Genomic DNA, 12150 nt, shown 5'->3' on the forward strand with positions numbered 1-12150 from the left:
GCCGCTCAGGACAGTACGGGCATGATCCGCTCGTGGATGAGGCGCAGTTGTTCGTCGGCGTCCGCCACCCCCTCCAGGTCCCGGCCGGTGAAGGCCCGCACCAGCCGCCGGTCCGTGAGGGCGCAGATGACGTGGTTGACGCCGCTGGGCGCGATCTGCGTGCGGATCTTCTCCGCGCACTCCTCGGGGGTGCCCGCGACGGACAGGCGCTCGGCGACCCGGGGAGAGGTGAGTTCGATGCCCCTCGCCAGATCACCCGCGCCGATCGCCTCGATCACGGGTTTCAGCTCGGCGGGTTCCACACCGTTGCGGAGCAGTTGCTCCTCGGGCATGGAGGAGGCGTAGATCCCCACCATGCTGCGGGCCGCCTCCTTCGCGAGCCGGGAGTCGGGTCCGGTGGCGAACACCACCCAGGCGCCGATGTCGAGGGAACGCCAGTCCTTGCCGGCCCGCTCCGCGCCCGCCCTGATGTGGCGCACCGCGTACTCGTACGCCTCCGCGGTGTAGCTCAGCGCGTGGTGGCAGCCGTCGGACAGTTCGCCGGCCGCCTCGAAGGACTTGGGCCCACGCATCGCCCCGAGCTTCAGCGGCACGTGCCGCTGCACCGGCCGGGCGAAGGTGAACAGCCCGTCGTAGGAGTAGAACTCGCCGCGGTGGGTGATGGTCCCCTCGTCGAGCAGCGTCCGCACCACGTGCAGGGCTTCCTTGACGCGGGACAGGGGACGGGTGCGGGTCCAGTCGATGCCGTACTGCGCCAGGAGGCCGAAGTTGCCGCTGGACAGCACGGCTTCGGCGCGGCCCTCGGAGAGTTCGTCGAGCGTGGCGAGGGCCTGCGCGATCAGCGTGGGCTCCCGCAGGGTGACGGGGGAGACGCTGGGCCCCAGGCGGATGCGGCGGGTCTGGCCGGCGGCCGCGGCGAACAGCAGCCACAGATCCTTGTGCCAGGTCTCGTCCGCGGCGTAGCAGGCGTGGAAGCCCAGCTCGTCGGCGAGTCTGATCGACGCCAGCGAATCCCGCAGCGGATAGTCGGGTAACAGGGCGTAGCTGAACCTCATGAGCACGTCCTCTCGGATCCGGTCCGGACGGTCAACGACCGACCAGTGTCCAGCCCGGTCCCACGAGTGGCCAGGGTGCGCACACGGACGATCAGGAACGTACGGCCCACACGCCTTGCCGCTTCTATCGAATTTCGATAGCTTCCCATCGTGATTCGATCGATGCCCGCAGCGGCCGCCACCTCCCACCACCCCGGAGACACGGACAGCACGGATGTGCTCGTGGTCGGGGCCGGGCTGGCCGGCCTCCATGTCGCCACACTTCTCGCCCGGCAGGGCCACGACGTGCTCCTGGCCGAACGACGGAAAGATCTCGGCCGGGCCATCCGCACCACGGGGATCTTCGTGCGGAAGACGCTCGACGACTTTCCGCTGCCCGCCGAGCACCTGGGACCGCCGATCCGGCACGTGGCGCTCTACCCGCCCGGCATGCGCCGCCCCGTCACACTGGTCAGCGACCGTGACGAATTCCGGGTGGGCGACATGGCCCCGCTGTACGAGGCGTCGGCCGCGGCCGCCGTCGACGCGGGCGTGCGGCTGGCGCTGGGCACGCGCTACGCCGGCCGGAACGGCGACACCTTCCACCTGACCGGCCCCGACGGGCCGATCCCGGTCCGGGCCCGCTTCGTCGTCGGCGCCGACGGAGCGCGTTCCGCGGTCGCCCGCGACCTCGGCCTCGACCGCAACCGCCGCCTGCTGGTCGGTGCGGAAGAGGTCTTCGACGTGCCGGCCGACGGGGAACCGCCGACCTTCCACTGCGTCCTCGACCCCTCGCTGGCCCCCGGTTACCTGGCCTGGGTCGTCAACGACGGGCAGCACGCCCATGTCGGCGTCGCCGGCTATGCCGACCGCTTCCCCGAGGGCCTGCGCCGGGCCCAGGAACGATTCAGCAACTCGGCCCCCGGGCTGGCCGGCGTGGACCGGCCCGCAGCGGTCGAACGACGCGGCGGCCCGATCCCGGTGGGCGGCGTGCTGCGCCGCATCGCCTGTGCCGAGGGACTGCTCGTGGGCGATGCCGCGGGCGCGGTCTCACCGCTCACCGCCGGCGGTCTGGACCCCTGCCTGAGACTCTCCGAACTGGCCGCCTCCGTCCTGGACGACGCGCTGCGGTCGGGCGGCACGGACGCGTTGACCCACTACGACGGAGCCGCCCTGCGCGCGGAGTTCCGCGGCCGGCTGACCCTGCGCGCGGGTCTGGCGCACATACGGACACCGGCCGCGGCCACGGCGGCGTTCGCCCTGCTGCGCACACCCCTCGGGCGGGCCACCGCCGCCCGCGTCCTCTTCGGCGACCGGTCCTTCCCGGACCCGTCGTCCACGGGTCAGAGACTGGTGAACAGGTCGTCGAGCGGTGCGGGTACCCGCTCGGGATCGAGGGCCTCGACGAGGACGCGACCGTAATGGATCTTGCGGCCCTTCTTCGTGCCGAGGAAGCGCCGCAGCTGCTGCTGTGACGTGCGCTCCCGCTGCGCGGGCTGGCTCAGGAAGGTCCGGAGGGGGCGCAGGTCGCCCTCCGCCCGGACGAGCTCCTCCACCCGCGTCACGCCCAGGGCGCGGATGAGTTCGTCCTCCAGGTCCGCGGCGCAGACGAAGAACCGCTCCTGCGCGGCACCGGCCCGCTCCAACCCCCGGGCGTAGTAGCCGCGTTCGCGTTCGTCGCACAGCCCCGTGAGGCGCAGGCCCAGGCCGGGCGGTCCGAGAAGGCGGGCGAAGTGCCCGATGTTCATCGCACCTCCCATCGGCATGACGCAGATCCCTTCGGCCGCCAGGTTCCGGCCCCGGCTCGCGGCCAGCGCGCCGACCGCCGCCGCGTCGCTCAGCCCTTCGAGCAGGACCACTGTCCGGACGCCGAGGCGCGCCGCGAGCCCGCGCGCGGGCTCGCCGGGACCGCCGGCCGCCCACGCGGTGACCGCGTCCCGGAAGGACTCCATGTCAGTCATGGGGAGAAGTCTGCGCCCTACCGGGGTGGCACCGGTAAGGAATTTCCGCCGGTGCCACCTGCCCCGCCGCCGCGCGGCGGGGCAGGTGGCGGATACGGAGGTCCGTGACGCTATGGCGCCACGCAGCCGATCGTGCCCACCGGGAAGTCATTGCCCGAGGACGTGGCCGTGAAGCCGAACGTCACACTTCCGTCCGGGTTGATCACACGGTTGTGATCGACGTTCTTCACCGTGACCGTACCGTCGGAGCCGGTGGTGAGGGAACCGTTCCAGGTGCTGCCGATCCTGGTTCCGGAACCGGGCTTCCACTGCACGGCCCAGCCGTTGAGCGGTGACGTCCCGTGGTTCATCACCTCGACCGAGCCCTGGAAGCCGCCGTTCCAGGAGTTCACCACGTTGTAGACGGCCATGCAGGAACCGGTGTGCTCGGGGGGATCGGTCGGGTCCGGCGTGGGCTCCGTCGGGTCCGGGGTCGGCGTGCCGCCCGAGTTCCGGATGCCGGTCACCTCGCCGTTGCCGCCGTCGAAGACGATGTCCGAGCAGGAGAAGAAGTTCTCCTGGCTGTCCGAACGCACCCACTGCATGAAGATCAGCGCGTCCCCGGAGCGCCCGGAGGGCAGCTTCAGATCCCAGTGGTAGTGGCCCCCGTTGGTGCCGGGCGAGCCCTGCTGGGGCGGGTTGGTGACGGTCTGGATGAGGTCCAGGTCGTCCCAGCCGAGCTGGGAGGTGGGCGACCAGCCGGGCTTGGTGATGTAGACCCTGAAGTCACCGGGGTGGGCGGCCCAGTTGCTGTACTTCACCTGGACCGTCGCTCCGGAGGTCAGGTGCGTACGGGGCCAGTCCGACCGCGCCGCGTTGTAGGCGGAGAAGTCGTACGGGGACCGGTCACCGGCGCTGCACAGCGTGCCGTCCGGCACATATCCTTCGCCCCGCCCGGCCGCCCGGGAGTCGAGGACGGCGAACCAGTTGTACAGCGCCGACGCGCCGCTCTGGTTCAGCGCGTTCCGACATGCCGGGTTGGTCGGGTCGAGCCCGCCGGTCCCGGTGATGGCGTCCAGTTGGCAGAGGTAGGTGCGCGAGCCGGGCATCATCGCCACGCCGTGGGCCTGCGCGTCGTTCTGCCAGAGGAAGCTCAGTCCGAGCCCTCCGAGGAGGGTGGCCAGCACCGCTGCCAGGGAGACGAGTCTGCTTCTCAAGGCCATGGGTTCTCCTGTGCCGTGGGTGGGTGGGGCGTGCGGAGCGGAAGGAGGTGGAATCCCCGCCCGTCCCGGGAGGGGCGTCGACCGGACGGGCGGGGGGAACGGGGTGCGGCTCCGACGGGCGGCCGGGGCCGCGCCGGGGCCCGCCCTGACGGCGCAGGGAGGAAGAGAGCGGGCCCCGGAGCAGGGGACACGGCGGGTGGGTGTCCCGCCGGTCGTGTCACGCGGTCGTGCAGGCGGTGCCGTTCAGGCTGAATCCGTTCGGCCGTTCGAAGCTGCCGCTGTAGGTTCCCTGGAACCCGAAGCTCTGGCTGCCGCCGGCCGCGATCCGGGTGTTGCTGCCCAGCCCGCTCGCCGTGACCGCGCCCGAGGAGGGAGTGATGGACGCGTTCCAGGCGTTGGTGACGCGCTGTCCGGAGGGCAGGGTGAAGCCGAGCTTCCAGCCGTCGACGGCGGACGAACCGGTGTTCTTCACGGTCACGTTCGCGGTGAAGCCGCCCGGCCAGACGTTCGTGGCGTACGACACCGTGCACGCGGCCGGGCCGCCGGGCTCCTCGCCGGGGCCGCCCGGGTTGCCGCTGCCGGTGTTGACGGTGGAGGAGAAGGAGTTCACCGCCAGCCCGGCGCCGTTCTGCCAGGGTTCGAAACCGGCCTGGACACTCGTCAGGTACCAGTCGTTCTGCGCCATGCCGCGCGCGACGGTCGCCCGGACGAAGTCCATCACGTCGAAGCTCCAGCTGCCGATCGCCGACGGTGCGACGAACGACAGCACGTCGTTGGAGCCGTTGCTGCCCGACCACACCTCCCAGGTGCGCCCGCCGACGGCGGCTGTGCCGACCTGCGATCCGATCGGCTGGATCGGGCCCACCCGGTTGAACCAGATCATGATCTCGGTCCGGTTCACGCCGTCGGTCCGGGGCGTCGGGTCCAGCCAGATGTCGTACGAGGCGTTGTACACGGCATTGCTGACATAGCTGTACGAGATGCTGCTCGGCGCGCTGGAGATGCCGCTGATCCGCGCGGGCAGGGCGGTTCCCGGCGAGCAGTTGGTGTAGTGGCAGCCGTTGAAGACCGAGGGGTACGACTTCGGGGCACCGTTGGTCGGTACCGAGCCGTCGGCCTGGGCGAGGCGGAAGCCGGTGTCCGTGGCGGTGACGCACTGCGTGGCGCTGGTGCCCCAGCGGTTGTTCTGGACGACGTAGCGACCCTGGATGGTGGTCGAGCCGAACTGTTCGCAGATCGTGGTGTCGGCCTGGGCCGGCGCTGTCGCCGTCATCAGCGCCGCGACCACGGCGAGAGCGGTGAGCAGCGTCGCCAACAGGCCGCGCGGGGCCCGGGTGTGGTGCGGTAACCGTCGCATGGGGGACCTCTCCGAGAGGGTGCGGGGGACGACCGGCGGGAGCGCTCCCCTCTCCCCAATGATGGGAGCGCTCCCATTGGTGGTTCGGGACGGGACTGTAGAAGCTTCACATGTCCCTGACAAGGCTATGGACGCGAAACTGTCGAACTGATTTCGAAGCCGCTGGTCAGCGAGTTGATCCAGAAGAGGCGTCCGAGTCGGGAGCGCTCCCGAAACATTCGGTGGCCGCGTGACCCGTGAGACGGAAAGCGGCCAGTGGGGTCAGGCGGAGTCGCGCAGCACCAGTTCCGTGCGGAGGATGACGTGCCGCCAGGCCACGGCCGGCTCCTCCATCTCCTCCCGCAGCAGCCGCACCATCGTCCGGCCGATCTCCTCCAGCGGCTGACGCACCGTAGTCAGCTTGGGATCGGTGTGCTGGGCGAGCGGGAAGTCGTCGAACCCGATCACCGCGACGTCCTCCGGCACCCGGCGTCCCGCCGCGCGCAGGGCGTTGAGCGCGCCGGCGGCCATGGTGTCCGACGCGGCGAAGACGGCGTCGATCTCCGGGGCGCGCTCGATGAGTTCGGCCATCGCCCGCTGCCCACTGTCCGCGGAGAAGTCGCCCTCGACGGTCCAGGACGGCCTGGCCTCGGCGCCCGCCCGCTCCAGTGCCTCGCGGTAACCCCGCAGACGGCACTGGGCCACGTACATGTCGAGCGGCCCGGTGATGGTCGCGATCGAGCGGCGGCCGATGCCCAGCAGGTGCGCCACCGCGCTGCGGGCCCCGCCGGCGTTGTCCGCGTCGACATACGTCACGCCCTCGTCGCCCGAGCGCCGCCCCAGCAGCACGGTGGGCACCCCCACCTCGGCCAGCATGTCGGGCAGGGCGTCCTCGGCGTGCACGGACATCAGCATCACGCCGTCGACCCGGCCGCCGCGCGCGTACTCGACGAGGTGCTGCCGCTCGGCTTCCGTGCGGACCAGGGTGAGCAGCAGCTGCACCTTGGTGTCGGTCAGCGCGTCGCCGACGGAGCGGACGGTCTCCGAGAAGAACGGCTCACCGAACTGCCGCCAGTCCGGCTCCGTCATGACCAGCGCGACGGCGTCGGCGCGCCGGCCCGCCAGCGAACGGGCCGCCAGATTGGGGACGTACCCCAGTTCGGCGATCGCGCGCTGCACGGCACGGCGCGTCGAATCCTTCACGCCCGCCGCGTTGTTGATGACGCGGGACACGGTGCCCCGCCCCACACCGGCGAGCGCGGCCACCTCCTCCAGCGTCGGTGTGCCGGGACGCTGCCTGCCCATGACCACCCCCACGAGATCACTAGATCTTACGACCCCGGTGCCTGAACGACCGGCCGCGCAACACGCTTTGCGCCGTGAGGTCGACGGGCGGGCCCTATGGACGGGAGAGCTGCTCGCGCACCCACGCGGGATCGGGATTGACGTGCGGCCGGCCCTCGACGACGACCGTCGGCACGGTCTCGTTGCCGCCATTGGCCGCCCGCACCTCCGCCGCCCCCTCCGGATCCCGCCAGATGTCGACCCAGTGCAACTGCCCTGCGCGGCGGCCCAGTCGGAGGCGCAGGCGCAGGCAGTACGTACAGCCCGGTCGCCAGAGGACGACCGGCCGGCCGTCGGCCGCGCTGCGACGCCGCGCCTCCACCGCCCCGATCGACCGGGGGAAGATTAGCGGCGAGTTCATTCCCGCGAAGAGGATCAGCACGAGCAGGAGTACGACGGCCGCGCCGGGCCTGCCCGTGCCGATCAGACCCGCCGCGACGACCGAGCCGCACAGCACCAGCAGTATCGGCAGAACCCATGCGCGCATCATGAGGCGCAGGCTACCGACGAGCGGAGCCGGTACGTCAGGAGGACGAAGACGCCGGTGCGCCGTTCACCCGCAGGTGCGGCCAGTCCGCGAGGTCCCGGAGGAGCTGACGGTCGTGGGTCGCGACGACGACGGTGGCACCGGTGTCGCGGATCGCCGCGGTCAACTCGTCGACCAGCGGCGCCGACAGATGGTTCGTCGGCTCGTCGAGCAGGACCAGCGTGGGCCGCCCGGACAACGCCAGCGCCAGATCGAGGCGCCGCTGCTGCCCCTGCGACATCCGTCCGACCGGCGTGCGCAGCGCCTCGGAGTCCAGCAGCCCGAGGGACCCGAGCGCGACGGCGTCGGCCTCGCGGAGCACGCCGCCGGCCACCAGCGTGCCGACGTGCCGGTCGTACACCTCGCGGGCGCCGAGCCGGGGGTCCTGTTCGGCGGTCTCCTGGGTGAGCCGGACGACCCGCGCGCCGCTCGCCGTCCAGACGTGCCCCTCCGTGGGCTCGAGGGTGCCGGCCAGCACCGCGAGCAGGGTGGACTTCCCCGCGCCGTTGGGCCCGGTGACGAGCAGCCGGTCGCCGCCGTCGAGGGTGAGGTCGACGGGTCCGGCCAGCCGTCCGGAGACGGCGACTCCGTGCGCCCGCACCTGGGGCGCGCCCGGCCGGACGCCCAGCCGCGGCCACCGCAGCATCGGCGGCGGAGCCGGCACGTCGACGCGGTGCGCCTCCAGCGCCTCCTGCTGCCGGTTGAAGGCCTGCACGACACCCGCCGCGCGGGACTGGCGCTGGTGCTTGCCGGTCCCCTTCTCCGGCCGCCACCCGGTGGAGAGCCGGTCGCGGGCCCTCGACACCGCCTCCTGGAGCCGCCGGTGCTCCGACTGCTGCTGCTCGTGATCCTGCTCCCAGCGCTCACGCTCCCGGCGCCGCGCGTCCTGCCAGGCGTCGTAGCCGCCCGCGTACAGGCGTGGTTTCCCGTCGCGGGCCGGGTCGAGGTCGACGAACCGGTCGGCGACGTCGCGCAGCAGCGCGCGGTCGTGACTGACGACGGCCAGGCCGCCGTCGTGCTCGCGCAGCCTGCGGGTCAGGAAGTCCAGCCCGCCGGCGTCCAGGTGGTTCGTCGGCTCGTCCAGCAGCAGGACGTCGTGCCGGGCGCCGAGCAGGCAGGCCAGCCGGATGCGGTAGCGCTGCCCGACCGACAGGGTCGACAGGGCGCGCTCCCGGTCGGTGCAGGCCCCGAGGGCCGCGAGGGCCACGTCGACGCGGCGCTCGGCGTCCCAGGCGTCGAGGCGGGTGGCCGCGTCGAGGGCGGCGGTGTAGCGGTCGTCGGCGGCGGCGTCGCCCTCGGCCATGGCGAGGGCCGCCTCGTCCAGCGCGGCGAGGGCGGCGAGCGACGGGGCGAGCGCCGCGGAGGTGAGGGTGCCGACGGTCTCACCGTCGCGCGCGGACAGTTCCTGGCGGGCCAGGCCGACCGTACCCGTCCGGTGCACGGTGCCCTCGTCGGGGGCGATCAGCCCGGCGAGGACGTGCAGCAGTGTCGTCTTGCCCCGGCCGTTCTCGCCGACGACGGCGATCCGCGACCGGGCGGAGACGGTGACCGAGACGTCGTACAGGACGCGCCGGGACCCACGGCTGACGGTGACGTTCTCGGTACGGACGTGTGCGCTGCCGCCTGCCTCGACGGACGGGGACATGGCTTCGGGGGTCGGGGTGAGGTTCAACGGATGCTCCGCAGCTCGCAGTGGAGCCGGGCAGCACAGAGAAGCCGCCCGGCGGGAACCGGGACGGCGAGCGCGGATTCAACAGAGAGGGCGCCGCCGTCAGCGGGCGGAGCGGACCTTCTGCGACCAGATACCTCGTGCCATACGGAACATGTTACAGATACAAACGACCTCATGGCGTTCCTCTTCACGGTCCGAGCCGGCGGTCACCCGGCACGGACCCGTCTCACGGCGGCCGCGGCCGCTCTGGTGACCGTCGGCGCGGGACTGGGCCTCAGGGCCACGACGACGGGGGATGTCGCCAAGTACGGCGGGGACGCCCTCTACACCCTCCTGGTCTTCGCCCTCGTCGTCGTGGTGGCGCCGCGGTCGACACCCCCGAAGGCCGCCGGAGTCGCGCTGGCCGTCAGCTGGGGAGTGGAGTTCGCGCAGCTCACCGGCGTGCCCGCGGAACTCTCCGGACGGAGTACCGCCGCCCGTCTGGTCCTCGGTTCCACCTTCAACGCGCCGGACCTCCTCTGGTACGCGGTCGGCGCGGCCGTCGGCTGGCTCGTCGCGAGCGGCTGTGCCCGGTGGCGGGGCCGCCGGCATGCGGGCGGATGCCACTCATCGCACGCTGGTGTCATGGCGAACGACCGGCCCATCGTGATCTACCCGCCCGGAGACGACGGCGGCCGGCGCGTCCGCGCGGGCGTGCGGTTCCTCGGGATGGCGTACGGGCTGCTGGACGTCGTGGAGTTCCTGCGCCTCGCCGGGCTCGAGAGCGTCGACGACGACTGGCTGCGCGATTCCACTCTGGTGGAGTGGCGAGGTGGCGGCCCGGACGCATGGACCGCACGTGCCTGATCGGCCACCTCATCGGCCATGGTGAGGCCGTCTTCGGCGCTTGACCTGAAGCGGACTTGAGCTTCTACGTTCGTTCCACAGCCGCGGGAACCGACCGGCGGCCGCCCGTCAAGGAGATGCGTCATGGCCGAGCGCACAGCCGCTCACACCGAGATCCCCGACCGTTACCACTACGCCGTGATCCCGCACATCATGGTCGACGACGCCGCCGCGGCGATCGACTTCTACCAGCGGGCGTTCGGTGCCCACGAGGACTTCAGGATCGACGCGCCCGGCGGCGGCGTTCTGCACGCCGAGATAAGCATCGGAGCGTCGGTGCTGATGCTCGGTGACGCCAGTGTGGACGAGGCGGAGGCCGGCTCCTTCGCCGCGCCCGCCGCGCTCGGTGGAGGCACGTCCGTCACGCTGCACGTCTTCGTACCGGACGTCGACAGCCTGGCGGCGCGCGCGGAGGCCGCCGGCGCCGAGATCCTCCAGCCGCCGACGGACATGTTCCACGGCGACCGCACCGTCATCCTCAAGGACCCGTCGGGCCACATGTGGGTCTTCCTGACCCATGTGGAGGACGTCTCCGAGGACGAACTCCGACGCCGCCTCGCCGCCACGGGGTGACGTCCTTTCGTACCGTCAACTACCTTGCTCACAGGGGAGATGACGGAGATGACGGGGAGTTCACCTGTGGACGGCGTGCGGGACGGCCTCCGCAACGGGTTCTACTGGTGCCTGGTGTTCTCGGTGATCCTGCTCCCGGTCGGTTTCGCGACCGGGATGTGGGTGTGGGTCGTCCTGGGCTACGCGGCGATCATCTTCGTCGGCGTGGTCGTGGGGGCGGTGCTGGCCGCCGGCGGCCCGGTGCTGACCGTGGCGTCGTTCCTGCTGTGGCTGCTCGCCCTCGGAGCCGGTGTGGGCCTGATGGCCTTCGGGGTGCACGCCATCGTGACGTTCGAGCCCTACTGCACTCCCTCCGAGACGGTGGACTGCCGTCTGCTGGTCAACGGGCAGGACTTGGGCGAGGCGAGCGTGGCCGACCAGCGCAGGAGCATGGTCGTCGACTCGCTGGTGCCCATCGGGGCCGGAGCGGCGATCACCGTCGCCGCGCTGGTCATCGCGACGGTGCGCGTACGGCGGTCCGTGCGGGCCCACCCGTTCGGCCGCCGGTGACCGCCTTTCCCCGGCGCCGAAGCCGTGGGGCACTACCGGACGCTCGCCGGACGGCACCCCGAGGCACTCGACCTCTTCTCGTCCGGGGCCCGGACCGAATGCGTCGGGGAGACCCGCGCCCTTCTGCGCTCGCCCGGCGCACCCGCCGATTCCCCCTGAACCGGCTGATGAGTTCGCCAGCGCGCGGCCCCGGTGCCCTACGCCGCCTGTGTCGCGATCTGGATGAGGTTGCCGCAGGTGTCGTCGAAGACGGCGGTGGTGACGGGGCCCATCTCCAGCGGTTCCTGGGTGAAGCGGACGCCGAGGCCGCGCAGACGCTCGTACTCCGCCTTGACGTCGTCGACGGCGAACTGGGCGAGCGGGATACCGTCCTCGACGAGCGTGTCACGGTAGGTCCGGGCGATCGGGTGGCCGGCGGGCTCAAGGAGGAGTTCGGTGCCGCCGGGCTCCTCGGGCGAGACCACGGTCAGCCAGCGGTCCTTCTCGCCCAGGGGGACGTCGTGCTTCTTCACGAAGCCGAGGACCTCGGTGTAGAACCGCAGCGCCTCGGCCTGGTCGTCGACGAAGACGCTGGTCAGGTGGATCTTCATGGGGTGCTCTTTTCAGGTCCGGGGGTGTCGGGGACGAGCCAGCGCTCGGTGATCTGCCGCAGCGGGGCCGTGTTGAGGTCGTGGAACTTGTAGCGGCCCTCCCGCCTGGTCTCGACGAGCCCGGCGGTCTCCAGCACGGCGAGGTGCTGGGACACCGCCTGCCGTGAGATGCCGAGCCGGTGCTTCATGCTCAGTCGCGAACAGATCTCGAACAGTGTCTGTCCGGATTTCTCCGTCAGCTCGTCGAGGATGGTGCGCCGGGTGGGGTCGGCCAGGGCTTTGAAGAGATCGTCGGCCACCACCCCAGCATAGGCAAGTGGCCACTTGCCTATCAAGTCGGTCCGCTCCGGAAGGGACCCGGACGCGGGGGGGGGGGGGGGGGGGGGGGGGGGGGGGGGGGGGGGGGGGGGGGGGGGGGGGGGGAAGGGGGGGGGGGGGGGGGGGGGAGGGGGGGAGGGAGGAGAGCAAGGCCGGGCAT

The 12150-nt window shown here is 71.9% G+C and carries 13 protein-coding genes; 4 read left to right on the forward strand and 9 right to left on the reverse strand.

Annotation, left to right across the window (positions count from 1 at the left end):
• Nucleotides 1-5 precede the first annotated feature (5 nt).
• Nucleotides 6-1055, reverse strand: a complete 1050-nt coding sequence (locus ACZ470_RS34110) for an LLM class flavin-dependent oxidoreductase (protein WP_468433601.1) — start codon at nucleotides 1053-1055, stop codon at nucleotides 6-8.
• 162 nt (nucleotides 1056-1217) lie between these two features.
• Here ACZ470_RS34110 and ACZ470_RS34115 point away from each other — a divergent pair, with 162 nt between their 5' ends.
• Nucleotides 1218-2456 carry an FAD-dependent oxidoreductase gene (locus ACZ470_RS34115; protein WP_468433634.1) on the forward strand — a complete coding sequence of 413 codons (1239 nt, stop codon included), beginning with the start codon at nucleotides 1218-1220 and terminating at the stop codon, nucleotides 2454-2456.
• Here ACZ470_RS34115 and ACZ470_RS34120 read toward each other — a convergent pair.
• The 6 genes from ACZ470_RS34120 to ACZ470_RS34145 form a co-directional block, all read right to left on the reverse strand.
• The gene (locus tag ACZ470_RS34120; RefSeq protein WP_468433602.1) at nucleotides 2378-2995 is read right to left on the reverse strand and encodes a TOPRIM nucleotidyl transferase/hydrolase domain-containing protein; all 618 of its coding nucleotides are present in this window, start codon (nucleotides 2993-2995) and stop codon (nucleotides 2378-2380) included. The two genes, ACZ470_RS34115 and ACZ470_RS34120, sit on opposite strands and share 79 nt — an antisense overlap.
• 110 nt (nucleotides 2996-3105) lie before the next feature.
• Complete coding sequence (locus tag ACZ470_RS34125) at nucleotides 3106-4197, reverse strand: lytic polysaccharide monooxygenase (protein WP_468433603.1); 1092 nt, start codon at nucleotides 4195-4197, stop codon at nucleotides 3106-3108.
• A gap of 217 nt (nucleotides 4198-4414) precedes the next feature.
• On the reverse strand, nucleotides 4415-5554 hold the full coding sequence (locus ACZ470_RS34130) for a glycoside hydrolase family 12 protein (protein ID WP_468433605.1): 1140 nt from the start codon (nucleotides 5552-5554) through the stop codon (nucleotides 4415-4417).
• 261 nt (nucleotides 5555-5815) lie between these two features.
• Nucleotides 5816-6838 carry a LacI family DNA-binding transcriptional regulator gene (locus tag ACZ470_RS34135; protein ID WP_468433607.1) on the reverse strand — a complete coding sequence of 341 codons (1023 nt, stop codon included), beginning with the start codon at nucleotides 6836-6838 and terminating at the stop codon, nucleotides 5816-5818.
• A 94-nt stretch (nucleotides 6839-6932) separates the two neighbouring features.
• On the reverse strand, nucleotides 6933-7367 hold the full coding sequence (locus tag ACZ470_RS34140) for a glutaredoxin domain-containing protein (RefSeq protein WP_468433609.1): 435 nt from the start codon (nucleotides 7365-7367) through the stop codon (nucleotides 6933-6935).
• 34 nt (nucleotides 7368-7401) lie between these two features.
• Nucleotides 7402-9075: an ABC-F family ATP-binding cassette domain-containing protein gene (locus tag ACZ470_RS34145; protein WP_468433610.1), complete on the reverse strand. Its 1674-nt coding sequence runs from the start codon at nucleotides 9073-9075 to the stop codon at nucleotides 7402-7404.
• Between the two features lie 174 nt (nucleotides 9076-9249).
• Here ACZ470_RS34145 and ACZ470_RS34150 point away from each other — a divergent pair, with 174 nt between their 5' ends.
• The 3 genes from ACZ470_RS34150 (at nucleotide 9250) to ACZ470_RS34160 (ending at nucleotide 11082) form a co-directional block, all read left to right on the forward strand.
• Nucleotides 9250-9921, forward strand: coding sequence for a ribosomal maturation YjgA family protein (locus tag ACZ470_RS34150; RefSeq protein WP_468433612.1), 672 nt, complete (start codon nucleotides 9250-9252; stop codon nucleotides 9919-9921).
• A gap of 123 nt (nucleotides 9922-10044) precedes the next feature.
• Complete coding sequence (locus tag ACZ470_RS34155) at nucleotides 10045-10533, forward strand: VOC family protein (RefSeq protein ID WP_468433614.1); 489 nt, start codon at nucleotides 10045-10047, stop codon at nucleotides 10531-10533.
• 24 nt (nucleotides 10534-10557) lie between these two features.
• Entirely contained in the window at nucleotides 10558-11082 is a 525-nt protein-coding gene (locus tag ACZ470_RS34160) for a hypothetical protein (RefSeq protein WP_468433616.1), read from the forward strand.
• Between the two features lie 197 nt (nucleotides 11083-11279).
• Here ACZ470_RS34160 and ACZ470_RS34165 read toward each other — a convergent pair whose 3' ends face one another.
• Nucleotides 11280-11672: a VOC family protein gene (locus ACZ470_RS34165; protein WP_468433618.1), complete on the reverse strand. Its 393-nt coding sequence runs from the start codon at nucleotides 11670-11672 to the stop codon at nucleotides 11280-11282.
• Nucleotides 11669-11971 (reverse strand): ArsR/SmtB family transcription factor, encoded by a 303-nt coding sequence (locus ACZ470_RS34170; protein ID WP_468433620.1) that lies wholly within the window; start codon nucleotides 11969-11971, stop codon nucleotides 11669-11671. The genes ACZ470_RS34165 and ACZ470_RS34170 overlap by 4 nt, the downstream gene beginning before the upstream one ends.
• Between the last annotated feature and the right edge of the window lie 179 nt (nucleotides 11972-12150).

The sequence above is a fragment of the Streptomyces sp. NPDC031111 genome (genome assembly GCF_055570675.1).

Excerpts from the sequence above, each read along its gene's own strand:
- ACZ470_RS34110 (WP_468433601.1), bottom strand. The coding sequence starts at position 1,055 with ATGAGGTTCAGCTACGCCCTGTTACCCGACTATCCGCTGCGGGATTCG.
- ACZ470_RS34115 (WP_468433634.1), top strand. The coding sequence starts at position 1,218 with ATGCCCGCAGCGGCCGCCACCTCCCACCACCCCGGAGACACGGACAGC.
- ACZ470_RS34120 (WP_468433602.1), bottom strand. The coding sequence starts at position 2,995 with ATGACTGACATGGAGTCCTTCCGGGACGCGGTCACCGCGTGGGCGGCC.
- ACZ470_RS34125 (WP_468433603.1), bottom strand. The coding sequence starts at position 4,197 with ATGGCCTTGAGAAGCAGACTCGTCTCCCTGGCAGCGGTGCTGGCCACC.
- ACZ470_RS34130 (WP_468433605.1), bottom strand. The coding sequence starts at position 5,554 with ATGCGACGGTTACCGCACCACACCCGGGCCCCGCGCGGCCTGTTGGCG.
- ACZ470_RS34135 (WP_468433607.1), bottom strand. The coding sequence starts at position 6,838 with ATGGGCAGGCAGCGTCCCGGCACACCGACGCTGGAGGAGGTGGCCGCG.
- ACZ470_RS34140 (WP_468433609.1), bottom strand. The coding sequence starts at position 7,367 with ATGATGCGCGCATGGGTTCTGCCGATACTGCTGGTGCTGTGCGGCTCG.
- ACZ470_RS34150 (WP_468433612.1), top strand. The coding sequence starts at position 9,250 with ATGGCGTTCCTCTTCACGGTCCGAGCCGGCGGTCACCCGGCACGGACC.
- ACZ470_RS34155 (WP_468433614.1), top strand. The coding sequence starts at position 10,045 with ATGGCCGAGCGCACAGCCGCTCACACCGAGATCCCCGACCGTTACCAC.
- ACZ470_RS34165 (WP_468433618.1), bottom strand. The coding sequence starts at position 11,672 with ATGAAGATCCACCTGACCAGCGTCTTCGTCGACGACCAGGCCGAGGCG.